23 protein-coding genes, 1 tRNA gene and 4 pseudogenes are annotated in these 26,391 nt (G+C 65.2%); 17 read left to right on the top strand and 11 right to left on the bottom strand.

All coding sequences use genetic code 11. The features are described from left to right. Positions 1–111: 111 nt before the first annotated feature. On the bottom strand, positions 112–1,224 hold the full coding sequence (pstS, locus tag AWC17_RS04430) for a phosphate ABC transporter substrate-binding protein PstS (protein WP_046182298.1): 1,113 nt from the start codon (positions 1,222–1,224) through the stop codon (positions 112–114). 313 nt (positions 1,225–1,537) lie between these two features. Here pstS and AWC17_RS04425 point away from each other — a divergent pair, with 313 nt between their 5' ends. The 5 genes from AWC17_RS04425 to AWC17_RS04405 all read left to right on the top strand — a co-directional run bounded on the left by AWC17_RS04425 (position 1,538) and on the right by AWC17_RS04405 (position 6,695). Continuing rightward, positions 1,538–2,329 carry an SDR family oxidoreductase gene (locus tag AWC17_RS04425; RefSeq protein ID WP_046182274.1) on the top strand — a complete coding sequence of 264 codons (792 nt, stop codon included), beginning with the start codon at positions 1,538–1,540 and terminating at the stop codon, positions 2,327–2,329. A gap of 24 nt (positions 2,330–2,353) precedes the next feature. Next, a complete protein-coding gene (locus tag AWC17_RS04420; RefSeq protein WP_046182275.1) occupies positions 2,354–3,430 on the top strand; it encodes an NAD(P)H-dependent amine dehydrogenase family protein in 1,077 nt (358 codons plus the stop codon). Positions 3,431–3,552: 122 nt separating this feature from the next. Continuing rightward, positions 3,553–4,779: an Nramp family divalent metal transporter gene (locus AWC17_RS04415; protein WP_046182276.1), complete on the top strand. Its 1,227-nt coding sequence runs from the start codon at positions 3,553–3,555 to the stop codon at positions 4,777–4,779. Then, positions 4,780–5,847, top strand: a complete 1,068-nt coding sequence (locus tag AWC17_RS04410) for a poly-gamma-glutamate hydrolase family protein (RefSeq protein WP_046182277.1) — start codon at positions 4,780–4,782, stop codon at positions 5,845–5,847. A 23-nt stretch (positions 5,848–5,870) separates the two neighbouring features. Continuing rightward, the gene (locus AWC17_RS04405; RefSeq protein ID WP_082122860.1) at positions 5,871–6,695 is read left to right on the top strand and encodes an LLM class F420-dependent oxidoreductase; all 825 of its coding nucleotides are present in this window, start codon (positions 5,871–5,873) and stop codon (positions 6,693–6,695) included. 36 nt (positions 6,696–6,731) lie between these two features. Here AWC17_RS04405 and AWC17_RS04400 read toward each other — a convergent pair whose 3' ends face one another. After that, positions 6,732–7,907 carry a CapA family protein gene (locus tag AWC17_RS04400; protein ID WP_372517407.1) on the bottom strand — a complete coding sequence of 392 codons (1,176 nt, stop codon included), beginning with the start codon at positions 7,905–7,907 and terminating at the stop codon, positions 6,732–6,734. 116 nt (positions 7,908–8,023) lie between these two features. Here AWC17_RS04400 and AWC17_RS04395 point away from each other — a divergent pair, with 116 nt between their 5' ends. The 6 genes and pseudogenes from AWC17_RS04395 to AWC17_RS04370 all read left to right on the top strand — a co-directional run. Continuing rightward, positions 8,024–9,424 carry a phosphoribosyltransferase family protein gene (locus AWC17_RS04395; protein WP_085164322.1) on the top strand — a complete coding sequence of 467 codons (1,401 nt, stop codon included), beginning with the start codon at positions 8,024–8,026 and terminating at the stop codon, positions 9,422–9,424. A 148-nt stretch (positions 9,425–9,572) separates the two neighbouring features. Beyond that, positions 9,573–10,028 carry a hypothetical protein gene (locus AWC17_RS04390; RefSeq protein WP_046182279.1) on the top strand — a complete coding sequence of 152 codons (456 nt, stop codon included), beginning with the start codon at positions 9,573–9,575 and terminating at the stop codon, positions 10,026–10,028. A gap of 37 nt (positions 10,029–10,065) precedes the next feature. Then, entirely contained in the window at positions 10,066–10,518 is a 453-nt protein-coding gene (locus tag AWC17_RS04385; RefSeq protein WP_047323920.1) for a DUF5709 domain-containing protein, read from the top strand. 143 nt (positions 10,519–10,661) lie between these two features. After that, positions 10,662–10,883 (top strand): hypothetical protein, encoded by a 222-nt coding sequence (locus AWC17_RS04380; RefSeq protein ID WP_047323919.1) that lies wholly within the window; start codon positions 10,662–10,664, stop codon positions 10,881–10,883. Between the two features lie 92 nt (positions 10,884–10,975). After that, positions 10,976–11,695 carry a polysaccharide deacetylase family protein gene (locus tag AWC17_RS04375; protein WP_047323918.1) on the top strand — a complete coding sequence of 240 codons (720 nt, stop codon included), beginning with the start codon at positions 10,976–10,978 and terminating at the stop codon, positions 11,693–11,695. Positions 11,696–11,719: 24 nt separating this feature from the next. After that, positions 11,720–13,285, top strand: a pseudogene (locus tag AWC17_RS04370) (APC family permease); the annotation flags it as partial. Between the two features lie 77 nt (positions 13,286–13,362). Here AWC17_RS04370 and AWC17_RS04365 read toward each other — a convergent pair. Beyond that, positions 13,363–13,797, bottom strand: coding sequence for a pyridoxamine 5'-phosphate oxidase family protein (locus AWC17_RS04365; protein WP_046182284.1), 435 nt, complete (start codon positions 13,795–13,797; stop codon positions 13,363–13,365). 380 nt (positions 13,798–14,177) lie between these two features. On the opposite strand from AWC17_RS04365, the gene AWC17_RS04360 reads away from it, so the two are divergent. Further along, positions 14,178–14,250, top strand: a tRNA-Arg gene (locus tag AWC17_RS04360). Between the two features lie 113 nt (positions 14,251–14,363). Next, a pseudogene (locus AWC17_RS04355) lies at positions 14,364–15,544 on the top strand (IS481 family transposase). A gap of 1,200 nt (positions 15,545–16,744) precedes the next feature. On the opposite strand, the pseudogene AWC17_RS33310 reads toward AWC17_RS04355, so the two are convergent. From AWC17_RS33310 to AWC17_RS04345, 4 genes and pseudogenes are all read right to left on the bottom strand, one after another. After that, a pseudogene (locus tag AWC17_RS33310) lies at positions 16,745–16,882 on the bottom strand (site-specific integrase); the annotation flags it as partial. Positions 16,883–16,986: 104 nt separating this feature from the next. Further along, positions 16,987–17,220: a hypothetical protein gene (locus tag AWC17_RS04350; RefSeq protein WP_046182285.1), complete on the bottom strand. Its 234-nt coding sequence runs from the start codon at positions 17,218–17,220 to the stop codon at positions 16,987–16,989. 46 nt (positions 17,221–17,266) lie between these two features. Beyond that, the gene (locus tag AWC17_RS32505) at positions 17,267–17,407 is read right to left on the bottom strand and encodes a hypothetical protein (RefSeq protein ID WP_156174106.1); all 141 of its coding nucleotides are present in this window, start codon (positions 17,405–17,407) and stop codon (positions 17,267–17,269) included. A gap of 84 nt (positions 17,408–17,491) precedes the next feature. Further along, positions 17,492–18,964, bottom strand: coding sequence for a DUF4185 domain-containing protein (locus tag AWC17_RS04345; RefSeq protein WP_085164319.1), 1,473 nt, complete (start codon positions 18,962–18,964; stop codon positions 17,492–17,494). 485 nt (positions 18,965–19,449) lie between these two features. On the opposite strand from AWC17_RS04345, the gene AWC17_RS04340 reads away from it, so the two are divergent. The 4 genes from AWC17_RS04340 to AWC17_RS04325 all read left to right on the top strand — a co-directional run bounded on the left by AWC17_RS04340 (position 19,450) and on the right by AWC17_RS04325 (position 24,299). Then, positions 19,450–20,850 (top strand): MFS transporter, encoded by a 1,401-nt coding sequence (locus AWC17_RS04340; protein WP_046182288.1) that lies wholly within the window; start codon positions 19,450–19,452, stop codon positions 20,848–20,850. 224 nt (positions 20,851–21,074) lie between these two features. Then, positions 21,075–22,301, top strand: a complete 1,227-nt coding sequence (locus AWC17_RS04335; RefSeq protein WP_046182289.1) for an acetyl-CoA acetyltransferase — start codon at positions 21,075–21,077, stop codon at positions 22,299–22,301. A gap of 1 nt (position 22,302) precedes the next feature. After that, positions 22,303–23,817, top strand: coding sequence for a carotenoid oxygenase family protein (locus AWC17_RS04330; protein ID WP_046182290.1), 1,515 nt, complete (start codon positions 22,303–22,305; stop codon positions 23,815–23,817). Then, positions 23,817–24,299: a VOC family protein gene (locus tag AWC17_RS04325; RefSeq protein ID WP_046182291.1), complete on the top strand. Its 483-nt coding sequence runs from the start codon at positions 23,817–23,819 to the stop codon at positions 24,297–24,299. The genes AWC17_RS04330 and AWC17_RS04325 overlap by 1 nt, the downstream gene beginning before the upstream one ends. Positions 24,300–24,303: 4 nt before the next feature. Here AWC17_RS04325 and AWC17_RS04320 read toward each other — a convergent pair whose 3' ends face one another. The 4 genes and pseudogenes from AWC17_RS04320 to AWC17_RS04305 form a co-directional block, all read right to left on the bottom strand. Continuing rightward, entirely contained in the window at positions 24,304–24,738 is a 435-nt protein-coding gene (locus tag AWC17_RS04320; protein WP_046182292.1) for a hypothetical protein, read from the bottom strand. Positions 24,739–24,802: 64 nt separating this feature from the next. Then, positions 24,803–25,575 (bottom strand): annotated as a pseudogene (locus AWC17_RS04315) (VOC family protein). 84 nt (positions 25,576–25,659) lie between these two features. After that, entirely contained in the window at positions 25,660–26,133 is a 474-nt protein-coding gene (locus AWC17_RS04310; protein ID WP_046182293.1) for a type II toxin-antitoxin system Rv0910 family toxin, read from the bottom strand. 4 nt (positions 26,134–26,137) lie between these two features. Then, entirely contained in the window at positions 26,138–26,326 is a 189-nt protein-coding gene (locus AWC17_RS04305) for an antitoxin (protein WP_046182294.1), read from the bottom strand. Between the last annotated feature and the right edge of the window lie 65 nt (positions 26,327–26,391).

The raw sequence follows: 26,391 nt of genomic DNA, 5'->3' as shown, positions 1-26,391 counted from the left end.
TCGCAGCAACGAAGCTAACAGCAAGAAGGTTAACGTTGGGCAAATAACTGTCGGCCGATTGTCGCTGGCCAAGACGGCTTGGCGGGGGGCCGCACGCCATTGAGAGGAGGCTCACGAAATGGCGTCGATCGCCGCCGACAAACGGGGCTTGAACGAGTCGGGAACGGGAATGTAGCCGTTGCCCACCAAGCCGTTCTGCCCTGCCCCGATGGTGCTCCGCAGGAACGCCTTGACGGCCGCAGCGACCTGGGGATCTGGGTATTTCGAGCAGACGATCTCGTAGGTCGCGAGCACGATCGGGTAGGACCCGGGCCGGGTCGGCTCGTAGAAGGAGAAGGTGTCGACGACCAAGTCGTTGCCCTCTTCGCTGAAGGTGGCGCCGGAGATCGTTTTGCCGACCGAGTCGGCGCTGATCGCCACCGCGTCCGGGCCGGCCGATGTGATGATCTTGGCCATGTTGAGTTTTTGCGCCTGGGCGAACGACCACTCGTTATAGCTGATCGACCCCTCGGTAGCCCTGACCGCCGCCGACGCGCCGTCGTTGCCCCTGACCCCCTCACCGACACCGCCATTGAATGACTTCCCGATGCCTTTGTCCCAGACGCCGTTGGCCGCGGAGTCCAGGTATTTCTGAAAATTGTCTGTTGTACCGGACTGATCGTTGCGAAAGATCACCCGAATCGGCTCGGCGGGAAACGCGACGCCCGGATTCAACGCCCGAATCGCCGGATCGTTCCAGGCCGTGATGGCACCCTTGAACACTTTCGCGGCCGTAGGACCATCCAGATTCAACGAAGTCACGCCGGTGACGTTGTAGGTAATGGCGATCGGACCGAACACCACCGGCAAATTCCACGCCGGCGAACCGCAGCGCTGCCGCGCCGCAAAGTATTCGATGGGAGCCAGCGGCGAGTCCGATCCCGCGAAATCCGTTTGATTCCCGGTGAATTCGTCAATCCCCGCCCCGGACCCGTTGGGCGTGTAGTTCAGCGTCTGGCCCGGGCAGGCCTGCTCGAACGCGTTGATGAAGCGGGTCATCGCGTTGGCCTGGGCGGTCGACCCGCTGGCCTTCAGCGCCTTCGTCCCGCCACAGCTCACTTTGACGGGCGATGTGCCCGGCCCGGAACCCTCCCCCGCCGCGTTGTCATTAGTCCCGCAGCCCGACAGCACCAGAGCAACCACGGCCAGAACACTCAGCGCAGCGCTAGATCGGTTCAGTCCCAATGAGATCCCCAACGGGGAAGATCAAGCATGCTCGCCACCATTCAATAGCCGCTGCGCGCCGGCCAAACTGTCAGCACTAAGGCTAACGCCGGACGAATGTTCTCGCAGGGGACGCGAGACGCGGCGAGACCGTCGGGTCACGGCGTCCGACCAGAATTTCGACCGGCCCGGTTCGGATGGGTAGGGAGTGGGGCGCGGGGCGTTACATTGGCCCGTCCATATGCAAAAGTAGAACCTGTTCCAGAAATGCCGCATCCGAGACGGCGGTGCTTGCTACCGTGTCGGCTGACAACTTGGGCGAAGAGAGGCCGCAATGATCCTTGACAGATTTCGTCTCGACGACAAAGTCGCCGTCATCACCGGTGCCGGTCGCGGCCTCGGGGCGGCCATCGCGCTGGCTTTCGCCGAGGCGGGCGCCGATGTCCTCATCGCCTCGCGAACGGAATCACAACTAGAAGGCGTCGCCGAACAGGTCCGCGCCGCCGGTCGACGCGCCCACATCGTCGCCGCCGACCTGGCCCACCCCGAGGCGACCGCCGAGTTGGCCGGCCAGGCCGTCGACGCCTTCGGGAAACTAGACATCGTCGTCAACAACGTCGGCGGGACCATGCCCAACACGCTGCTGACCACCTCGACCAAGGACCTCAAGGACGCATTCACCTTCAACGTCGCCACCGCCCACGCGCTGACCGTCGCGGCGGTGCCCCTGATGCTCGAGCACTCGGGCGGCGGCAGCATCATCAACATCACGTCCACCATGGGCCGGCTGGCCGGACGCGGCTTCGCCGCCTACGGCACGGCCAAGGCCGCGCTGTCCCACTACACCAGGCTGACCGCGCTGGACCTGTGCCCGCGCATCCGGGTCAACGCGATCGCGCCTGGGTCGATCCTCACCTCCGCGCTGGACGTGGTCGCGTCCAACGACGAGCTGCGCGCGCCGATGGAGAAGGTTACGCCCATGCGCCGCCTCGGCGATCCCGTCGACATCGCCGCCGCCGCAGTGTATTTGGCGTCTCCGGCGGGTAGCTTCCTGACCGGTAAGACGCTGGAGGTCGACGGTGGCCTCACCTACCCCAATCTCGACATCCCCGTCCCGGACCTGTGACCCCCGACCGCTAAGGAGCCCGTCATGCCCATACCCGTCGTTCAATTGGGCACCGGCAATGTCGGCGTCCACGCGCTGCGAGCGCTCATCACCAACCCGGAGTTCGAGCTCACCGGCGTCTGGGTGTCATCGGACGCCAAGGCCGGCAAGGACGCGGCAGAGCTTGCCGGACTTCCCGATTCGACCGGCGTGCTGGCCAGCACCGACCTGGACGCCGTGCTTGCCACCGGACCGCAATGCGCCGTCTACAACGCACTGGCAGACAACCGGTTACCCGAGGCGTTGGAGGACTACCGGCGGGTCCTGGCGGCCGGAATCAACATCGTCGGTAGCGGCCCGGTCTTCCTGCAATATCCGTGGCAGGTGATTCCCGAGGAACTCATCAAGCCCATCGAAGACGCTGCGCGCGAAGGGAATTCAAGCGTCTACGTCAACGGGATCGATCCCGGCTTCGCCAACGACCTGCTGCCGATGGCGCTGGCCGGCACCTGTCAGAACATCCAGCAAATTCGCTGCATGGAGATCGTCGACTACGCCACCTATGACAGCGCCGCGGTCATGTTCGACGTGATGGGCTTCGGGAAGCCGCTTGACGATATTCCCATGCTGCTGCAGCCCGGCGTGCTCAGCCTGGCGTGGGGGTCGGTGGTTCGGCAACTGGCGGCCGGCCTGGGCATTTCGCTCGACTCGGTCACGCAGGAGTACGTGCGCGTGCCGGCGCCGGAGGACTTCGACATCGCGTCGGGGCATATCCCCAAGGGCAGCGCCGCCGCACTGCGCTTCGAGGTGTTCGGCATGGTCAACGGCGACCCCGTCGTCGTCCTCGAGCACGTCACGCGGCTGCGCGAGGACCTGTGCCCCGAGTGGCCGCAGCCCGCCCAGCACGGCGGGTCCTACCGCATCGAGGTCACCGGCGAACCGTCCTACGCCATGGACATCTGCCTGAGCAGCCGCAAGGGCGACCACAACCACGCCGGGTTGGTCGCCACCGCGATGCGTGTGGTCAACGCGATCCCCGCGGTGGTGGCCGCCGCGCCGGGAATCGTGACGACGCTTGACCTGCCCCTGATCACCGGCAAGGGGCTCTACCTGCCCGGGTGATCACCGCCGCGTAGCCGACGCTATAGATATACGTGACCGAATCCCGGGCGGCCTTCCCGTTTGCCCGGAGTCTTCGGCTAGCCTCACTTTCTTATTCGGCCGTGTGAATCGAGGGCGACACGTTGACGCAGAGCAGCCAGGACTCGCTCAAAAGCAGCTGGTATCTGCTCGGGCCTGCCTTCGTCGCCGCGATCGCCTATGTCGATCCGGGCAACGTCGCCGCCAACGTCAGCTCCGGCGCGCAATTCGGGTACCTGCTGCTGTGGGTCATCGTGGTGGCCAATGCGCTGGCCGGCCTGGTGCAGTACCTGTCGGCCAAGCTCGGCCTGGTGACCGGACGCTCGTTGCCCGCGGCCATCGGCAAGCGGATGAGCCGTCCGGTCCGGCTGGTCTACTGGGTCCAGGCCGAACTGGTGGCGATCGCAACCGACATGGCCGAAATCGTCGGCGGCGCAATCGCCTTGCGGATCCTGTTCGATTTGCCGCTGTTGCTTGGGGGGATCATCACCGGGCTGGTGTCCCTGCTGCTGCTGGGCATCCAGGACCGGCGCGGGCAGATCATCTTCGAGCGCGTCATCACCGGCCTGCTGCTCGTCATCGCCATCGGCTTCGCGGCCAGCTTCTTCGTGAAGACGCCGCCGCCCGATGCGGTGCTCGGCGGGCTGGTGCCGCGATTCCGCGGCACCGAAAGCGTGCTGCTTGCCGCCGCCATCCTGGGCGCCACCGTGATGCCCCACGCGGTGTACATGCATTCCGGGTTGGTCCTCGATCGACACGGGCATCCCGTCGAGGGCCCACCTCGACGCCTGTTGCTGCGGGTCACCCGGTTGGATGTCGTGCTGGCGATGGCCGTCGCGGGAACCGTGAACGCCGCGATGCTCCTGGTCGCCGCGATCAACCTGCAGCACCGCGACATCAGCGCGTCCATCGAGGGCGCCTACGCCGCGATTCACAACACACTGGGCGCGACCATCGCGGTGCTGTTCGCCATCGGGTTGCTGGCCTCCGGGCTGGCATCGTCCTCGGTGGGCGCCTACGCCGGTGCCATGATCATGCAGGGGCTGTTGCACCGCAGGATTCCGATGCTGATGCGCCGCTTGATCACCGTGTGCCCCGCGCTGGTGATCCTTGCGGTCGGGTTCGACCCCACCCGCGCGCTGGTGCTCTCCCAGGTTGTGCTGTCGTTCGGGATACCGTTCGCGGTCCTTCCGCTGGTGAAGCTGACCAGTGACCGCGAACTGATGGGCAGCGACACCAATCATCCCGTCACGACGATTATTGGCTGGGCCGTCGGCGTAATGATTAGTCTGCTTAACATGGTGCTCATCTGGCTGACGGTGACTGGCTAAATGCCGGCCCGCCGGCACGCCTACTTCGCATATGGGTCGAACCTGTGCGTCAGGCAGATGGCGTTGCGGTGTCCCGAGGCCGCCGACCCGCGGCCGGCGGTGCTGTCGGATCACGACTGGCTGATCAACCAGCGCGGCGTGGCCACGGTCGAACCGTGGGCCGGTAATCAGGTGCATGGCGTGGTCTGGCAGATCTCCGATGGCGACCTGGCCACCCTCGATAGCGCCGAGGGCGTGCCGGTCCGCTACCGGCGCGACCGGCTGACCGTGCACACCGACGACGGGCCGTCGCCGGCCTGGGTCTACATCGATCATCGGGTGACACCGGGTCCGCCCCGACCGGGCTACCTGCCCAAGATCATCGACGGCGCCGTGCAGCACGGGTTGCCGCAGCGCTGGATCGACTTCTTGCGGCGCTGGGATCCCTCCCGCTGGCCACGGCGGACGTCGGCGTCGGCGTCGGCGTCGGGGCCAGCACCGCAATCGCTATCAGCGTTGCTGAGCGAGCCCGGGGTGACCGAGGCCAGCCAATTGCGTTCGCGTTTCGGCTTTCTCGCCATCCACGGCGGCGGGCTGGAAGAGATGACCGACGTGATCGCCGAACGCGCCGCCGACGCCGCCAACGCGTCGCTGTATGTGCTGCGTCATCCCGACCAGTACCCGCACCATCTACCGTCGGCATTGTTCGACCCGGCCGAGTCGCCGCGGCTCGCCGAATTCCTCGACCATGTCGACGTTGCCGTGTCGCTACACGGCTACGGCCGCATCGGGCGCAGCACGCAACTGCTGGCCGGCGGCCGCAACCGCGCTTTGGCCACGCACCTGGCCCGGCACATTCGGTTGACCGGCTATCGGGTGATCACCGACCTCGAGGACATCCCGCCGGAGCTGCGGGGTCTACATCCGGGCAACCCAGTGAACCGCGTGCGCGGCGGCGGGACCCAGCTGGAGCTGTCCCCCCGCGTGCGCGGCATCAGCCCGCGCAGCCCGCTGCCCGGCGACGACGGCCTGTCACCGGTCACCAGCGCCCTTGTGCACGGCCTGGTGGCCGCGGCTCGTACCTGGTAATTGTCCTGATCTGTTGAATGGAGTTGTTGGTGGCCAAGGATTTTCGCTTCGGAATGAGCATGCGCTTCATCAAATCGCGCGCAGCATTCGTCGACAAGGTGAAGCAGGCGGAAGATATCGGATTCGATGTTCTGTGCGTGCCAGACCATCTCGGCGCAGTGGCCCCTATTCCGGCACTGACGGCGGCCGCCATGGTTACCGACAAGCTCAAGCTGAGCATGTATGTGCTCAACGCCGCCTTCTACAAGCCGGCCCTCCTCAGCCGGGACCTGGGCGACCTCGACAAGCTCAGTGACGGCCGTCTCGAGATCGGGCTCGGCACTGGCTACGTCAAGGAAGAGTTCGATGCCGCCGAGCTCCCCTACCCCAGCGCCGGCGCCCGGGTCGACTACCTCAACCACATGACGAACTACCTGAAAGAACATCACCCGACGACACCGATCCTCATAGCCGGCAACGGCGACCGGGTGCTGACCATCGCCGCCCAGCACGCCGACATCATCGGGCTGACGGGTTCGAGGGTGAAAGAGGCCGACGACCCGCTGACCGAACGCGTCGAGTTCGTCCGCAACGCTGCCGGCGACCGATTCGATGCGCTCGAATTGAACCTCGCGATCACGGCGGTGCCCACCGAGGGCCAGAGCCTGCCCGACCTGACGATGACCCGTAGGTACGCGCCGGGATTGTCCGACGAGGAAATCCTGGCCATGCACTCCGTGCTGACCGGGTCACCCCGTGAAATGGCCGACACGCTGTCGGAGTACCGCGAGAAGTACGGCGTGACGTTCATTACCGTCCAGGACAACCACATCGGCAACTTCGCGAAGGTCATCGCGGAGCTGCGCTGATCGACTCGCTGCAGCGTCGCTCTGACGTCGGCGAGCTCAGCCGGTCCCAATCATCCGGCGATGATTGCCGGCCAAGTCGATCTCGAGAAAGTCATCTGCCCGCGCAACAACACGAATCCCAAACCGGCGGCTGGCGTGCTCGATCGTTGAGCGGAGCCATGCGGCGTCATTATGGGATGCACGCTCGAGTCGCATCTGGCGCACGCGCAACGGAATCATCGTCAACGAGACCAGTTCACCGTTGGCGGGATCCGTCCGAGTCAAATAGAGAAGCCTGAGTTCGCCGCGGAATGACTCGTGCCCGCCGATGCCTTCGTAGTCGTCGATGACGTCGCCGCAGCCATACAGGATGGGTCTGCCGCGGTAGATCTCGATCGGCCTGGCGTGGTGCGAGGAGTGACCGTGCACGATGTCGACGCCGGCATCGATCAGCCGGTGCGCGAAGGCGATTTCACTTTGCCCTATCCCGTAACCCCAATTGGATCCCCAGTGCACCGAAACGATGGCGACATCGCCGTCGCGTTTCTGGGCCAGCACCTCCGCCGCCACCTCGTCGGCGACGTCCCGCACCGGGGCATCCCGAATCAGCCACACCCCGGGCTTATCGTGGTGCGCCGCCCACGACGCAGGAACGCCTGCCGACTGCATCGCCACCGAGCCCACCGTTACCCGGTATTCGTCGCGAACGTCGACCACCGCCGGTTGGCGTGCGGTAAGCAAGTCGGCGCCGGCTCCAACGCCGTGGATTCCCACCCCAGCGAGGGCCGATACGGTCTCGGCCAGCCCCTGGTAACCGAAATCGAGAATGTGGTTGTTGGCCAGTGCGCAAACGTCCGGCCGCAACGCCGTCAGCGCCGGCAGGTTGTCCGGGTGCATTCGATAGCAAACCGCTTTGCCGTCGGCGAATTCGCCACAGCCGGTGATCGTTGTCTCCAGGTTGATCAGCCGAATGTCCGGAGCGGCCTCGTCGAGGAGCGTCAGCACCTCGCCCCAGGGCCAACGCCAATCGACCGGACGTGGAATCGGCCCATTGGCTCGCTCGGCCAGCCGGACATACCCCCCGGCATCGCGCAAATACCGCTCGCGCAATTCCGGATCACCGGGATGGGGCAGGATCTGATCGACGCCTCGCCCGAGCATGACGTCACCACCCAATAGCACCGTCACCGCGCCGGAGTTACGCGAGGAGCCCGGTGAGTGGTCCGTCTCCACTGCGCCGACGCTAGGTGGCCGGAAGTCGCCAGTCAGGAGGCGTTGGTCCCCGCGGGAGTGGCCTTCCGGCCCTTCGGTGCGCCGGCGGGTCGCGACACACTCAGGAGATGGCACAGATGGACCGCGGTGGTGATTACGGGAGGCCGCTGGTGCAACGGCTGGCTTCGTTGCGCGGCGACCCGAGGCTGTTCGACGATCGTGTTGACGCCGGACGACATCTGGCCGAGAGCCTGGAATCCTTGCGCGGCCAAGACGTTGTGGTGCTGGGCCTACCGCGCGGCGGGGTGCCGGTGGCCTTCGAGGTCGCCAAGGCACTGCAGGCCCCGCTCGATGTATTGGTGGTACGCAAGCTCGGGGTCCCGTTTCAGCCCGAATTGGCCTTCGGTGCGATCGGTGAGGGCGGGGCACGAGTGATCAACGACGCCGTGGTGCGTGAAGCCCACCTGTCCGCCGACGAAATGGCCGCCGTCGAGACGAAGCAGCGGGCCGAGTTGGCTCGTCGCTCGGAAAGGTTCCGCAGTGGGCATGACCCGATCCCCCTGGCGGGACGGACCGCGGTGATCGTCGATGACGGCCTCGCGACCGGCGCGACGGCGAAAGCCGCCTGCCAGGTGGCCCGAGCCCAGGGCGCGAGCAGGGTCGTGTTGGCCGTTCCGATCGGCGGAAGCGACGTCTTTGCAAGATTCGCCGGGTACGCCGACGAAGTGGTCTGCTTGCACAGTCCCGAGTTCTTCTTCGCCGTCGGCCAGGGTTACCGCAACTTCACCCAGACTTCCGACGACGAAGTGGTCGCGCTCCTCGATCGCGCCCGAAACGGTTCTCGCGAGCCGTCGGCCGATGCCGCCTCGGCCGACCCGCCGTTGCGCGACGAGGAAGTCAGGGTCAGCGCCGGTTCAGTGTCGGTAGCAGGGCATCTGACGATCCCCGAGCATCCAGTCGGCGTGGTGGTGTTCGCACACGGTAGTGGGAGCAGCCGGCACAGCCCCCGCAACCGCTACGTGGCCGACGTGCTGAACGGCGCCGGTCTCGCCACGCTGCTGTTCGACCTCCTCACCCCGGCGGAGGAACGAAACCGCGCCAACGTGTTCGACATTGAGCTGTTGGCGCGACGGCTGGTCGACGTCACCGGCTGGCTGGGCCGCCAGCAAGACACGGCCGCGCTGCCGGTCGGCTACTTCGGTGCCAGCACCGGCGCGGGCGCGGCCCTGGTCGCCGCCTCCGACCCGCGCGTAAACGTCGCGGCGGTGGTGTCCCGCGGCGGGCGGCCGGATCTTGCAGGTCCGTTCTTGGCCAGGGTCCACGCGCCGACGCTGCTCATAGTGGGCGGCAATGACGACGTGGTGCTGGAATTGAATCGACAGGCGCGAGCGGCAATCCCCGGCAAGTGCGACCTCACCGTCGTGCCCGGCGCCACCCATCTCTTCGAAGAACCTGGGACACTCGAGCGGGTCGCGGCCCTGGCCCGCGACTGGTTCATCGACCATATGAGCCCGGTAGATGTCACCCCGAAGCCATAGTGCGGCAATGGCTTTGGCGCAGCGGTTGTCAGACGCCGCGCTGAGTCTCGGTGACCGCGGTGCCACAGCAGCTTTCATCAACGAACGGATTCAAAGACATGACTTTCGACTCTCACCATCGGTGGCTCGGGGGCACAGACTGTCTACCATGAGCACATCTGACGACACCGCCCGAACCTGGCGCGACGTGGCCGACCGGCTCACTGCTGCGCAGATCGCTCAGCTCGAGCGCCTCGAACATGACGAACCGCAGACGCTGCTGGAAATGGCACGACAGTGGGCAGCCAAGAATGTGACCGCTGGGATGCCGTTCGACGCCGTCGCGCCGCCCGATGGTTCCGTTCGCACATTCGATTGGCAGCTCGACAGCAACTGGTTCCGCGACTTCGAGGGCACCTCGCGCCGAGTCGGGCGCGTCCGCGTTCAAATCTACGGCCGGCAGCAGGTCGACGGCTCGACACGGCGGTGGATCAGCGTGCAGACACGCCACCTGGACGCGCTGGACGCGCCGACGGCGCGTGAACTCGCGGCGGCACTGACCGACGCGGCCGACGAGATCGAGCGCCTAACCTATGCAACGCAACACGTTCGCAGCGAACAATGACCACGGCCGGTAACGGCGAGAATCTGGCAGGAGAATTATGAGCCCACACTATGAGTCCGGCCCTGCGGCAGGCGAATACAGCGTCGAGGACGAGAACCAGCTTCAGCAAGAGGACACCCTGATCGATCGCGGTGTGGACGACATGCTCGACGAGGGGTATTCACCGCCCGAGCAGCTTTACGGGCCCGGCGCATTCGGCCCGGCCGAGAGCATGGATCAGATGCTCGCGGAGGAAGAGCCGGATCCCGCAGCACGCATAAATGTCCTGCTCGACGAAGCCGAGCAGCAACGCTCCGATGCATCTGAGCGCGAGTCCGAATTCCCCCAGCGGCGTGAGGTTGGTGGCGCCCGAGCCGGCCGGCTTATCGCGCCGGACATGGGATTTGGCGAAGATGCTGACGAGGAGTTGTTCGCTACAGACGTCGGAATTGGCGGAGGCGCAGCATCCGCCGAGGAAGCCGCCATGCACATCATCGAGGACGAAGACTGACTGAACCGGCGAGTCCGACGGCCATCAGCGACGCCCCTTGGCGACGAACTTCCGTAGTCGCTCCCAGGACCGCCGACTCCCCGGCGCGCCGTCGCGGCGGTAGCCTCAAGAATTCGATCGGCCGACGCGGAGGATTTTTCAGCATGAAAATGTGGATCCAAATTGACGGCCAGGATGAGGATGACGAATATCCGGACGGCGCCACCTATGAAGTACTCACGGGCGGCGTGCTGAAGGTCAATAGCGGCACCGATATTCACCTCTACAGTCCGGCGTACTGGCAAGAGGTCACGATTGATACCGGCCCCGCGGCTGAACCCGACGAACGAGCCCAACGACTCGACGAAGATCTCAGATGGCAATGATCGCCGCAGCGCGATGGTCGCTTGTCACCCGGCGACATTGGCGTCAGTTCAAGCATCTTCCCCTGTTTTGTCGCAGGCAATAGCGTTGGCACATGAAGAACATGGATCGCCGCACAGTGCTGTGCGGCACCGCGATCGTCTTGCTGGCGATGGCCAGTCGGTCCCCGGCTTCCCGAGGATTTCCGACCCAGAAAGTGCCGCACCCTGTCGGTGTGCTCACCCGGCTGCCTGGGGACGATAACCGGTTGGCGCTGACTATCGACGACGGCGTCAGCGTACAGGTGGTGGGTGCGTTCGCTGACTTTTGTCGCGACAGTGGGATCCGGTTGACGTTCTTCGTCAACGGCGCCAACAGTTCCTGGTCGGTGAATGCACCCGCACTGCGGCCGATGGTCGATTCCGGTCAAATCCAGATGGGAAACCACACCTGGTCGCATCCCGACATCACCCGCATCAGTTCAGCCGCAGTCGCCAGCCAGATCCGTCGCAACGCTGATTTCTTACGCAACACCTATGGGGTTGACGGAACCCCCTATTTCCGGCCGCCCTACGGGCGGCACACACCCGCCACCGACCGGATAGCGGCCGATGAAGGCTACGCCACCATCACGCTGTGGAGCGGCAGCATGGGCGATGACGTGCCCATCAGCGACGCCGGCCTGATCGCTGCGGCGCAAAAATCGTTGTGGCCCCAACAAATTGTGCTGGGCCACGCCAACCGCCCCACCGTCACCCACTGTTTCCCCCAGCTGCTCGACATCGTCCACAGCCGCAACCTGCAAACCGTGACCCTCAACGACGTCTTCGCTTAGATAATGCCCAAGCAGAGGGGTGCGATGAGCAAAGGTGGGGTCACGGCCGGTCCGGATGGCGATGCCGCGGCGACGACCGCCAACAGCAAAGGCCTCAGGGCCGGCGCACTCGGCCTGCTCTCCGGCGTCGTGGTCGGCTTGGCGTCAATGGCGCCCGCCTACAGCCTTGCCGCGACTTTGGGTCTCATCGTGGCCAGTGGTGGTGGGCAGCTCTCCGGCGTCAAAGCCCCGGCGGTCGTGCTCATTTCATTCATCCCGATGTACCTGATCGCCGTCGCCTACCGGGAACTGAACGAGGCCGAACCGGACTGTGGCACCACGTTCAAGTGGGCGGCGCGGGCATTTGGACCCGTCGCCGGATGGCTCGGCGGCTGGGGCATCATCGCCGCAGAAGTGATTGTGATGGCCAACCTGGTCGATATCGCCGGGAAGTACTCGTTCAGGCTCGTCGGCGAGATGGGTTGGCATTCGGTCGCGGACCTGGCCAACAGCAGGTTCTGGTCGACGGTCGCGGGCGTCTTCTGGATTGTCGTGATGACGTGTGTCTGTTATCGCGGCATCGCGGTCTCGGCCAGACTGCTGTACGCTCTGCTGTCCATTCAAATCGTGGTACTGATTGCCTTTTCGATCGTCGCGCTGGTCAAGACGTATACCCGTAGCGCCCAAGCTTTTTCGCTGCATCCGTCGCTGTCCTGGTTCTGGCCGGGCGGTCTTGATTTCGGGACGACCACCGCCCCAGCAATCCTCATGGCCATCTTCATGTACTGGGGCTGGGACACCGCTGTGTCGTGCAACGAGGAGTCCAACGACCCCAGCCGCACGCCGGGCCGCGCCGCCGTCATCTCGACTTTCCTGCTGCTGGCGACCTTCACCCTGGTGACCGTGTCGGCCGTGGCGTTCGCCGGTGTCGGGACGGCGGGCATCGGACTGGGCAACCCGCACAACTCGAAAGACGTTTTTGCATCCATCGGCCCGGAATTGTTCGGCAACGGCGTCCTCGGAAAGATTGCATTGCTGTTCCTGGCGGCATCGATCCTGACGTCTGCCTCCGCGTCGACGCAGACGACGATCTTGAAGACAACGCGCACCACCCTGTCGATGGGGACGTACAAGGCGCTGCCTGACTCGTTCGCGAAGACCCACGGTCGCTACCTGACACCGACCACATCCACGATCGCTGTCGGCGTAGTCTCCATTCTCTTCTACGTCCTGTTCACGCTCATCAGCCAGAACCTGCTGGCCGCGCTGATCGGATCGGTCGGGTTGATGATCGCGTTCTACTACGGGCTTACCGGGTTTGCGTGCGCCTGGTACTACCGCCATACCCTTACGGCATCGGTGCGGGATTTTGTGATGCGCGGCGTCTTCCCGTTGCTGGGCGGCGTGGGCTTACTGCTCGTTCTCATCTACGGGCTCATCCAGTACGCCAGGCCCGACTGGCTGACCGATGACGATGGCAACAACATCACGATCCTCGGGTTCGGTGCCGTCGCGGCGGTCGGGATCGGCGCGCTGGTGCTCGGATTGATCCTGATGGTGGTCTGGTGGGCGATAGCCCCGGGTTTCTTCCGCGGCCGCACCATCACGCGCGGCCTCACCGGAGCGGATTCCGGTGGGGACGTCGTTCAACCAGCAGGCCCATGATTGCCGTGTGGGACTCGAGATGGTCAGGCGAAGGTGTCGTCGCGATCGGGTTCGGGGCCGAAACGGAATCGTCGGCCACTAATGCTTGCGGCGTGTATACGAACATAACGAAGTTTGAGCGTTGCAACCCAGGGCCGCAGCCCGGCACGATCCGCCTCAGTGATCTCCGCGCTGCTCGACAACACTTCGGCGGTGCCCTGGATTATGACGCTCCAGCCTTCTTCCAGTGAGTGGCTGTCGGCTTCGAACGCCACGTGTTTGTCGATGAGCACGCTCAACAGCTTGGTGCCTTCGGCGGTCCGAAACAGCACGGTGGGGCGCTGGGCGACGAAGTTAACGGGAAAGATTTCGGGGCGCGAGCCCGCGCATGTCACCAATCGGCCCAACGCCGCGCCGGACAGCAGCTCCCAGCTCTCATCCTCACCGAGGACGGTCACCGGTTCCTCGCTTACGGCCATGGCCAACCCTAACGCGGCACGTGCCGACAACGGCAGCGCGCCGACAACACCTCCTACGGGGGCTGCACGATCGCCAACGCTGCTGTTAGGCAGCTGACCGTCATGCTCGGATTCAGTCTTGGGCCGCAACGCAATAGCGGCCTACCCATACCGACGACGACACCCCGCAGAGCGAGCTGCTTAACGCCAGCCACCACGACGAGGCTCGCCGTCGCTGGCCGCGGAGCCCAGGCGTCACGTGGTTATCGCCATACCAGCTACACTCACACCCGCCACATCACCACGACCAGGCCAATCGTCCGAATGGCACCAAGGACGCCGCGAACGCCACTGAAACCCCGCCCAGCTAGGTTTTAGTCAGGCATTCAAAGACGTCCCTCGCCCTCGTAGCTCAGGGGATAGAGCACGGCTCTCCTAAAGCCGGTGTCGCAGGTTCGAATCCTGCCGGGGGCACTCTTATGATGTATGACCTCGGCTGATGTTTGACATTTCAGTTCCGGGTGATGCCTGACAGTGTTTCGGCTGATGCTTGACAGTGGTTTCGGCTGATCCTTGACACTCCTTCGATGAGGGAGTTGAGCGTGGCCGAGCAGCGGTATCAGGCCGTGTTGGCGGTGATCAGTGACGGGTTGTCGATTTCGCAGGTCGCCCAGAAGGTGGGAGTGTCGCGTCAGACGCTGCACTCGTGGTTAGCCCGGTATGAGTCCGAGGGCCTCGAGGGGTTGGTGGACCGGTCGCATCGGCCGGTGAGTTGTCCGCATCAGATGCCCGCAGCGGTGGAAGCGGCGGTGTTGGAGCTGCGGCGGTCGCGGCCGTATTGGGGGCCGCGGCGGCTGGTGTTCGAATTGATCAAGCGGCAGGTGTCGCCGGTGCCGTCGGCCTCGGCGGTGTATCGGGCGCTGCTGCGGGCGGGGATGGTCGACCCGACGGTGCGGGATCGGCGCTCTCGGAAGTGGAAACGCTGGGAGCGTGGAGCGCCGATGGAGTTGTGGCAGATGGATGTGGTGGGCGGTTTTCCTTTGGCGGATGGCACCAGCGCCAAGGCGTTGACGGGAATCGATGACCACTCCAGGATGTGTGTCTGTGCGCGGTTGATGGCCCGCGAGCGCACCCGGGCGGTCTGCGCGGCGCCCTAGCGGCCTATGGGGTGCCCGAGCAGATTCTGACCGATAACGGCAAGGTGTTCACGGGTCGGTTCAACCATCCGCCCACCGAGGTGCTTTTCGAGGCGATCTGCCGTGAACACGGCATCGAGCACCTGTTGACCCAACCCAGAAGCCCCACCACCACCGGCAAGATCGAGCGGTTCCACCGCAGCCTGCGCGCCGAGTTCCTCAGTAGCCGAACGCCTTTCACCAATCTGAAAACGGCTCAGCAGGCCCTCGATGAGTGGGTCGACGACTACAACACCAACCGGCCGCACCAATCACTGAAGATGGCCACACCAGCCCAGCGGTTCGCCGCGGGCACCACCGTCGCGGCCGGCGCCTCCGCGGTGGCCCACGCCAGTCCCGACCGCAGCGGCGATGACTGGATCAGCCGTCGAGTCACCACCAACGGCGTGGTGTGCGTGTCCTGGCAGCAAGTCAGCATCGGCCGCTACTACGCCGGACAACGCTGTGATGTCCACGTCGACGGCGACCTCCTGCGGTTTTGGATTGGCGACAACCTCGTCAAAACCGCCCCCCGCCGCACCAACGGCGAGGTACGAATCAAACGGGCCATGCGCACCAGCGCAGGCACCTAAACCACAACACAGAGTGTCAAGGATCAACCGACATAAATCTGTCAACCATCAACCGGCTCTGCACAGGGGCACTATCTGACCAGCGTAGATACAAGTCCGTGCGAGATTCGTGCAACTGAGGCTCACCACCGCCGACGCCGGGGCGCCACGCATCGGAAACCGGCGCACTGCCATTGCGGCCTCCGGCAGCACCCCTCTAATCCCAGCGGAGCCCAGTCGAGTCCCTCAGCTAGCCGAGCCGTGGCTGGCCGGGAATCTCGGGTATTACGGCACTGCGCTCGCAGGTCGAAAGTCCCTGTTCGTCGCCGGACCAAAGGCACACATTGGAGGCAACGGTCGAGACCCCTCGGAGGGGCGAAAGTGAAGCTAACGATTGCCGCGGCGGCGGTTGCGGTTACCGGCGTAATAGGGCTTACCGGTGCATTAGGTGCGGGTATGGCTACCGACGATTGGTGTGCGGGGGCGGCTACCGACGATTGGGCTCCGGGTATGGCTACCGACGATTGGGCTGCGGGTATGCCTACTGACGATTGGGCTGCGGGTATGGCTTCCGACGATTGGGCTGCGGGTATGCCTACTGACGATTGGTGGGATCCATGGGACCCATGGGTCCCAGGCCCATTCCCACCTGGACGGTTTCCCTTTCCGCCGCCCGGCCATGGTGGACCAGTACCCGGACATTGGCCCGGACATGGACGTGGCCATTGGTAGAGGACGGCCAAGAACGTTTTGTCGGGAACCATCCGGACCCGCCGCGGAACGGCTCGCCGTACTTCATGCACAACTTGCAGAGGGACTGTCCGACGATCATTACCGGCGAGGTCTCGGACCCGTAGCCGGGCGAGCCGGTGCGGCCCAGGGTGGTTGAGGTCGGGGCAGCGGCGGCACACCGCGATGTCGGCGGCCAGCGCGTCACGCTCGGCGCTCATCGCCCGGCGAACTCATGGGCTCGGGACAAGACCCACAACTCCCTCACCAGATCGCCTGGCCGCCTCCGGCACGATACCCACTAGCGCGCTGCCGGTCCGTAATTGCATCTTCTTTGAGATGCGCACCGGGGGGCGGTAATACAGTGGACCGGCCGGGGATGCGTAGACGTGTGGAGTAAACACCCTCGGGCGCAACGGTATTCGACGAGTAGGACTTTACGTAGGTCCGTATCGGAGAACGCCTTGTACTGGTTGATGATCGCGTCTGAGTTCATCGGCCCCTCTTGACGAGTTTTGACAGCCGTTCGGCTATTTCGGCGTCACGGCCTTCGGCGACGTGCTGATACCGCAATGCCATCTGCGGTGTGGTGTGCCCGAGTCGGTGCGTGAGTTCCGCTGTGGTAGCGCCGAAACCACAGGTAAAGCGCAAAGACCGCACGTAGAGAAACCAGCCACGCCGGAACTATCCGTCAGGTCGAATCCTGCCGGGGGCACTAATTCGGGTGCCGTGGCTCACGGTCTAACCCCGTAGCCTTCGCCGTCGTCAGCCAAGTAGGCGACTACGTACCAGCGTCGAGGCGGTTGAGCGCCGGTGTCGTACTCCTCGGTCGCGGTTGCCCGCTCCAGCCGCACGTCCGTCAGTTGCGGATTATGCGCGCGGACATAGTCTTCCAGCTCGGCGAGTAACGCGTCGCCTGTCAGAGTCGTATCCGCGAGCGCCTTTGCTTCCCGCTTCGCCCAACTCACGCCTATATATTGCCCGGGCCATTGCAGCCGGCGCCGACGCGTTCGGCTATGTCGCCATCCGCCCGTCGAGCATGATGCCCAGCCTGAGGGCGCCGTCCCTGCGGCGCACGCCCTCGATGCGCACCTCGATGTCTGGCCGCCGTGGCTTACTGGCGGTCGACGTTGCCGGGTTCTCGAAGGTGATCATCGCCGATCTCCTCTCTCACTACGCCCCCGCTTTATCCAGGGTGCGCCTGGTTTACCGACTATTCGGGGTGCGACACGATCACGATTAGGGCAAGACGGTGTGCATCAGCATCACGTCGTATGCCGACCACAGCGACAGGTTGAAGTACAGGTCTCGGCCCGACGACCAGGGATGGATCATCGGCGCGTAGATGCCGCCGGGCATCTGGAATGACGACACGAGCGGTTGCTCGGGGCTCCACGGCCCCTGCGGGGCCGGCGCGGTGCGCGCGACCACGTCATTGCTGCCGCCGTTGGTGTAGAGCACCAGGTATTGCTTGAGGTAGCTGTTGTATTGGGCCGACATTTCGCCGACCGGGCCCGGGAAGATCGGCGTCGCCGCACCCGGGTTGTTGGGAACCCAGCGGCCGCCGTTGTCGCCGTTCCAGTACTGGTACTTGGTGAGGTCGGGCAACTGACCCGGTGGGACTCGGGACAGGAATGCCGCACCACCGCGTCCCGACGGGGTGCCGAACTGATAGAGGTAACCGTCGTTGCCCTTCATGAACGCACCCATCTGGAAGTTCTCATTGCCGGGGGTGAACCCGGCTCCCGGGATGACGTCCGCGGAGGCCGTGCGGATCGAGGTGGGAAAAATCCCCCAATTCTGGCCGTTGTCATTGGACCGCGCGATCGCCGAGTAGTTCGTCGACCATTCGCCGTCGCGGCCCCACTGCCGGATGGACATGTAGCTCATGTACTGCGTCCTGCCGAGCGAGATGCCGGCGGTCGGAATGATGCCCGTCTCGTGCGCTGCCTTGTGAATGGTGTTGACGACCTGCTTGGAAAGGCTCGTCGCCCACACCGGCGAACCGGAATACCGGTCGTTGGGGATGCCATCCGCTATGTGGATTCCGTGCGACAGATCATGGTCCGAGCTGCGGAAGAGCGTGTTGTAGCGCCACTGTTGGCCCTTGACTTTGCAATAGCCGAAGGTGTCGCCAAAGGCCATCAGGACCTGACGGTTCATGGGATCGCCGTTGTCCCAGGCGATCCCGAGGTCGGTACCCGAGATGCTGAAACGCTGCAGGGTCTTGTTCGGGCCGTCGGGTCCGGTCACCCAGTCGACGAGCGACGTCGGCGCCCCCGCGATCGAGGGCGGTGGCGCCGGCGCCGGCTGCGGCGGCGGGACCGGGGCGGCGTTGGGCTGCAACTGACCAGCGTTCGGCGGCTGCGGGAGGCCGGGAACAGGAGGATTCGGCCCGGGCGGAAGTACCTCCGCTTGCGGTCTCATCGGGGCAGCCCGAGGGACCGTCGGCTTGAGGAAAGAGGAGATCAGCGGTCCCAGCCTGGGCAGCGGCGCCTGGTCATTCGTATGGGTGGGCCTGCGACCGGTGGGTGGTTGGACAACCGGCTGGGGTGCGGGCATCGCCGGCTGCGCGGCCGGCGGCTCCACGTTCGCTTCCGGTGCCCCGCACGGGGTGGCATTGGCCGACGGCGCGGGGCCGACCACGTAGACGAGTCCGACCGCGGCCGCCGACGCCATCGAGAGCGACACACTTCGAAGAATCGCCGACATGTAACACCTTTCGAGCAGCGGGACACCGCGTGGACGTCCGCAGTTGGCTCATGTGACGATAGTGATCAGCGCGGCTGTTGTGACTAGTGATGCGACGATAGGTATGTATCCGTGATCGTGTCGAAACCCAGCCCGATCCCGCGCCTCGCGGGTTTGCTCTACCCCGGCTAGGCAACAGCATGGGCGCCTTGCACTGGGCCCGTTTCCGATAGTTCGCGCCTAGGGTGCCTTTGCTCGCCGGGTTTCGAACGCCGCGATGCCCACGAACCCCAAGTTGTCGCTGTGAGGCGGCCACGGCCGCGTGTGCCCGTTCGCCGTGACGGCTGGGCGCCTGGGCCTATCGGCCGCGGCCAGCCCCCGTGGAGCACAGGCGGGGACACCGTGCACGGGTCGCTCGAGCCAGGTACGCTGCCATCCGCCAACACACCCACCATCGCCGCGGTCTGGCGGAGAGGGGTGGGCGGCCCGCCAAGGAGGGGCGACCGATGAGTCTGCGTAACGACCTGCGCGGCAACCTGTCCCGAAGCCAGGCTTATCTCCGCCGCGTGGTCGCCGCGTCCATGGCCGGCACGGTCGTGGAATGGTACGAATTCTTCCTCTACGGCACCGCGGCAACCCTGGTCTTCAGCAAGGTGTTCTTTCCCCGCGGCGGTAACGAACTCGACGCAATCCTCGCCGCCTTCGTGACCTACGCCGTGGGCTTTGCCGCCCGCCCGGTCGGCGGCGTCGTCTTCGGCCAACTCGGCGACCGATACGGCCGCAAAAAGCTGCTGCAGCTCAGCCTGCTACTGGTCGGCATCTCCACCTTCGCGATGGGCTGTCTACCCACCTACCCCCAGATCGGTTACTGGGCCCCCGCGTTGCTGGTCATGCTGCGGTTCGTGCAGGGCTTCGCCGTCGGCGGCGAGTGGGGCGGGGCGATCCTGCTGGTTGCCGAGCACAGCCCAAAGTCCAGTCGCGGCTTTTGGGCCAGCTGGCCGCAGGCCGGCGTGCCCGGCGGGAACATGTTGGCCACCGTGGTGCTGCTGGTTCTCACCTCGACGCTCTCGGATGCGGCATTCCTGAGCTGGGGCTGGCGCGTCGGCTTCTGGCTGTCCGCAGTCGTCGTTTTGATCGGTTACTACATCCGCACCAAGGTGACGGACGCACCGATCTTCTACGAAGCGCAGCAACAGTCCGAGCAGATCAATACCACCCGGATAGGTGTTGTCGAGGTGATAAAGCGTTATCCACGTGGCGTTTTCACCGCCATGGGCATGCGGCTCGGCGAGAACACCCTGTACTACCTTGTCGTCACCTTCTCCATCACCTATTTGAAAGTCCACGTGCACGCCGACACCAAGACCATCCTGTGGTGGCTGCTGGTCGCGCATGCCGTGCACTTCGTGGTCATTCCGCTGGCCGGGCATCTCAGTGACCGATTTGGCAGGCGCCCAATCTATTTCATCGGTGCGATCAGCGCCTGCACGTGGGGCTTCTTCGCGTTCCCGATGATGAACAGCGGCCGCAATGCGATCATCTTGTCGGCGATCGTCATCGGCCTGGTCATCCACGGCCTCATGTACGCGGTCCAACCGGCGGCCATGGCCGAAATGTTCCCCACCCGGATGCGGTATTCGGGGGTGTCCCTGGGCTACCAGGTCACCTCGATCGTGGCCGGCTCGCTCGCACCGATCATCGCGGTTCGCTTGCTCGAGACCTACAAATCCGCGGTGCCCATCTCCTGGTACCTTGCGGCCACCGCCGCGGTAAGCGCCATAGCCGTTCTCGCCGCCGCTGAGACAAAGGGCATCGACTTGGCGGCAATCGACCTGGCCGACGCCCGCAATCGGCGGGTCGTATCGGAGGGGCCCGGGCCCACCGAGCTCGTAGAGGGCGCCGTCTAAACCCGCGCGCGGCGACTGTCACACACAAGCCGCATGTTTGTCTGCCGCCGTACGGGGCAATGTTCCTTAAGAGGCGCACGCGTCGGCCGGCCTTCGCGTCCGCCTAGGTCCCGTCGGTTCAGCCCGAGAGCCGACGGGGCCGCCCTTTTTTGGTCACCTGGTTAACCACGACCGCTCGCGGATACACCTCAACGACGAGGCCATCCAGGAGTACCGTGCGGCGTATGGATGGCTCGGCGAATGTGTGGATCCTGGGCGGCTGGCAAACCGATTTCGCCCGCAACCTCACCAAAGAGGGCCGCGACTTCGCCGCCCTGACCGCCGAGGTCGTCGAGGGCACGCTCGCCTCGGCCAACGTGAACGCCGCCGACATCGAAGTGGTCCACGTTGCGAATGCCTTCGGTGAAATGTTCGCCAGCCAGGGCCACCTCGGGGCGATGCCGGCCACGGTCTGCGCCGACCTCTGGGACACCCCCGCCTCCCGGCATGAGGCGGCGTGCGCGTCGGGCAGCATCGCGGCGCTGTCGGCGATGGCCGATCTGCGGTCGGGCTCCTATTACACCGCACTGGTGGTGGGGATCGAGCTCGAGAAGACGGTGCCCGGTGACACCGCTGCCCAGCACCTCGGTGCGGCCGCGTGGACAGGGCATGAGGGGGCCGACGCGCGTTACCTGTGGCCGTCGATGTTCGCTCAAGTCGCCGACGAGTACGACCGGCGCTACGGCTTGGACAACGCACACCTGCGGGCCATCGCGCAGCTGAACTTCGCCAACGCGCGGAGGAACCCCAACGCGCAGACGCGCGCATGGACGGTCCCCGACCCCATCACGGACGACGACGCGACCAACCCCATCACCGAGGGTCGGTTGCGGCGCTTCGACTGCAGCCAAATGACCGACGGCGCCGCGGGATTGATTCTGGTCGGCGACGCTTATCTGCGCGGGCATCCCGACGCGCGCCCGATCGGCCGCATCGAGGGTTGGGGGCACCGCACGGTAGGGCTGGGTCTGCGACAGAAGCTGGACCGCGCGGCGGACGACCCGTACGTGCTGCCGCATGTGCGGGCCGCGGTGCACGACGCATTGGCGCGCGCTCGGCTGACCCTCGACCACCTCGACGGCTACGAGGTGCACGATTGCTTCACCCCCAGCGAGTATCTGGCCATCGACCACATCGGGTTGACCGGCCCCGGTGAGTCATGGAAGGCCATCGAAAACGGCGAGATCGAAATCGGCGGCCGGCTGCCGATCAACCCCAGTGGGGGGCTGATCGGCGGCGGCCACCCGGTCGGCGCCTCGGGCGTGCGCATGCTGCTCGACGCGGCTAAACAGGTCAGCGGGGCGGCCGGCGAGTATCAGGTCGAGGGGGCCAAGACGTTCGGCACCCTCAATTTCGGCGGCAGCACCGCCACCACCGTGAGTTTCGTTGTCAGCACAGCAGAAGGTGCGTGACATGGATGTTGAGATCGTCGGCAAGTTCCTGTCCACACTTCCCGAAGACGACGATCACCCGTACCGGACCGGACCGTGGCGTCCCCAGACCACCGAGTGGGACGCCGACGACCTCACCGCCGTGGAAGGGGAGATACCACGCGACCTGGATGGCATCTACTTGCGCAACACCGAAAACCCGCTGCACCCGGCGCTGAAGGCCTATCACCCATTCGACGGGGATGGCATGCTGCACTTGGTTGGCTTCCGTGATGGAAAAGCCTTCTACCGCAACCGCTTTATCCGCACCGATGGCTTCCTGGCCGAGAACGAAGCCGGCGAGCCGCTCTGGCCGGGGCTCACCGAGCCGGTGCAGTTGGCCAAGCGCGAGGACGGCTGGGGCGCTCGCACCCGGATGAAGGACGCGTCGAGCACCGACGTCATCGTGCACCGGGGCGTCGCGCTGACCAGCTTCTACCAGTGCGGCGACCTGTACCGGGTTAATCCGTACTCGGGTGAAACGCTGGGCAAGGAGAGCTGGAACGGGCGCTTCCCGGCCGATTGGGGCGTGTCCGCGCATCCGAAGGTCGACAGCAAAACCGGTGAACTGCTGTTCTTCAACTACAGCAAGCGGGACCCGTACATGCGGTACGGCGTAGTCGACGAGGACAGCGAGCTGGTCCACTATGTCGACATCCCGCTGCCCGGGCCCCGGCTACCGCACGATATGGCGTTCACCGAAAACTATGTGATTCTCAACGACTTTCCGTTGTTCTGGGACCCCACCCTGCTCGAGCACGACGTGCACCTGCCGCGCTTCTATCCCGATATTCCGTCGCGCTTCGCGATCCTCCCCCGCCGCGGCGGAACCGACGACATTCGATGGTTCGAGGCGGACCCGACGTTCGTGCTGCACTTCGTCAACGCCTACGAGGACGGTGACGAGATCGTGCTGGACGGCTTCTTCGAGGGCGATCCCTCCCCGGCTGACACCGGTGGATCGAAGTGGGACAAGATGTTCCGCTTCCTGGCGCTCGATCGTCTGCAGTCCCGGCTGCACCGGTGGCGTTTCAACCTGACCACCGGCGCCGTGCGGGAGGAGCGGCTGTCGGAGTCCATCACCGAGTTCGGCACCATCAACCAGGATTACGCTGCCGGCAACTACCGCTACGCCTATGCCGCCACCGGCAAGCCGGGCTGGTTCTTGTTCGACGGGCTGGTCAAACACGACCTGCGCACCGGAAGCCAGCAGGAATTCTCCTTCGGCGAAGGCGTCTACGGAAGCGAAACGGCCATGGCGCCCCGAGTCGGTGCCACCGGTGAGGACGACGGCTACCTGATCACCCTCACCACCGACATGAACACCGACGCCTCCTATTGCGTAGTCTTCGACGCCGGCCGCATGGGCGATGGCCCGGTGTGCAAACTCCAACTGCCGGAGCGTATTTCCAGCGGCACCCATTCGACGTGGGCGCCCGGTGAACAGCTGCGGCGCTGGGATACCGCGGAGTCGGCGGCAAGCGCCGTTGGGCTGTGATGGCCGCCGACAAGCCCCGCCGCACCACGCACTGGCCGATACAGCTGGCGTCGATCGGCGGCCTTCGTTTCGCGCGCCGCTCGTCGAACTTTCAAGAAGCGGTGCGGTTTTACCGCGAGCTGGTGGGGTTGCCCCTATTTGAGACGTTTGGTGAGAGTTACGGCAGCAACGGCGCGATCTTCGGCCTGCCCAGCTGGAACCTGACCCTGGAGATCGTGGAATCCGTCGAGCCCGTCGCGGTGGACCACCACGAACAGCTGTGCCTGTACTTCCCGGACCAACAGGCGCAGCACGCGGCGATCGCCCGCCTGCGAGCGGCGGGCATCGAACCCGTCGAACAGCATCCGTACTGGGAGGCGACGGACGCGGTCACCTACCGCGACCCGGACGGCCGCGAAATCGTGTTCGCGCCCTTCGTATTCGGCGTCAACGAGCCGAGCGACAGCTCCGCCTCGGGGACGCACGAATTCCCGACGGACTGAAACCTCAGCGGCCGGACCGGCCGGAAGCCAAGGCCGCGATGACGGCCGCAATCGAACACACCACCGCACAGACCGCCGCTACCGCACCAACATAAAGGCCGTACTGGGCCGATACCGGCGGGTTGACGTTGAGCTTGTAGTACCAGGCCGTGAGCGCGACGATCAGCAGCGAAATCACCAGCGCACCAAGCGAAGCGAGCCGCACCGACAGGCCGCGGCCGACCATCGCCCCGGTCACCAGCAGCGCCGAGGACAGCAGCACGATGAGCTGGCCCGCACCGAACCCCCGCGGGAGTTCCAGGTTCCCGTGCGCGCCTCCGATCGCGTTGGCCCAGCCCCCGCCGTTGACCGCCGTCGTCAGCCATGGCAGCCACGCGCTGGCTGAAATCACCAACGCGAAAAGCGCCACCAGCCAACCAGGGCGCAGCCGGCGAGTCATGCTAGCGAGATTAGCCGACTGGGGACCGGCCCCGTGGACGTCACGCTAGCGTGGCGCCCGTTCGCTAATGCTGCAGGGACGACAGGTTGAAGATGACGCCGGTCGGATCGGTCGCCGCGGCCAATCGTCCGTACGGGGTGCCCTCGGCGTCACGCACCACCGCGCCTCCGCTTTCCCCGATGACCCGGAGGGTCGTATCGACGTCGTCGGACCCGAAGAAGACGGTCCAGTTCGACGGGACGCCGTCGGGCAGGCACGTGGAACCGTCCATCACACCGAGCAATTGCTGGTCGCCGAACATGCTGTGGTGTAGCGGAACTCGTCGGTGTCGGCCGTCTGCTCGGTGCGCCAGCCGAAGACCTCACGGTAGAAGTCCACCGCGGCACGATGGTCGCGGGTGGTCAGTTGATGCCACACCGGTGAGCCGGCCTCCCCGACGATCTCAAAGCCGTGGTGCTCCAGTGGCTGCCAGAGCCCGAAGACGGCGCCCGACCGGTCGGCGCACAGGCCCATGAATCCCTTGGCGGGCACCTCCATCGGTCCCATGCACACTGAACCCTCCGCCGCCGTGACCGCCGACATCGTCGCCTCGACGTCGGCGGTCCGGAAGTAGGTGGCCCAATTGTCCGGAGACTGAGATTCGGGCCGATTAGCCATCAGGCCGGCGACGCTTCGGCCGTCCTTGGCGGCGTTGACGTATCCGCCATAGTCCGGCCCGGCGGACTCGAACGTCCAGCCGAAAACCCGGCCATAGAAGTCCCGGGCACCGTCGAGGTCCGACGTCGTCAGGTCGATCCAGCAGGGGGCGCCAAGCGGCGCGTCGTCACGGATGGGCACGTTGACCTCCTCGTAGTCCGCCCCCGAAACCGGGGTTCAGACCTATAGACCGCCGCGGCCGAGAAAACTCATCGCCCCCGAACGTCAGCGATGACCGCCGCCGGCTCCGTTCATGCCGGGGTCGGGCCTGGTGAACACCGTGACGAAGTTGTGCAGCGACGTGTTGATGTCGCCCCGCAGCGCCGCAGCGACGATCATGCCGATCGGCCCGAACAGCGCCGGGCCACCGAGGTGGACGTCGAAGCTGACGATGGAGCCCTCTTCCGCCGCCTGAACTTTGGCCATCAGCTTGACCTTGACGCCGCCGACGCCATCGCCGTTGAGCGTCATGCCCTCCGGCGGCTTGTACCGCACGACCGTCCACTTGATGCGGTTGTACATGCCCTTGACTTCGACGATCGACTCCACGACCGTGCCCTTGTCGATGTCGTCGGGCAGTTTGCTGCGCCACACCCGGTGGATGGTCAGCCAGTCCTTGAACCGGGACAGGTCGGAGGCATGCTTCCAGGCCACCTCGGGTGGCAGCGGGACGTCGATGGATCCGGAGAGTTTCGCCATGAGCTCAGTTCTGGTTATCGCCTTTTGCCGCGGCCTCGGCCGCCTTCTTGGCCTCTTCTTGCACTTTGTGAATGGTGTCCGAGTACTTGCCCTGTGTCTTGTCGTCGACGAATTCGCCGGCCTTGTCGATCGCCGTCTCGACCTTGTCGGCGTTCTGCGACAGCAGGTCTTTGGCTTTGTCCAGGAATCCCATGTACCCGTCCTTTCCCCGCCGAAATCCTACTTGCCCGGTGGAACCGTACTTGGGGGCGTCGGGGT

Origin of the sequence: Mycobacterium nebraskense, from assembly GCF_002102255.1 — a bacterium.
In the GTDB taxonomy this organism is placed as follows: Bacteria; Actinomycetota; Actinomycetes; order Mycobacteriales; family Mycobacteriaceae; genus Mycobacterium; species Mycobacterium nebraskense.
The sequence above is the reverse complement of the archived record's forward strand: the minus strand, read 5'-3'. Positions and strand labels throughout refer to the sequence as shown.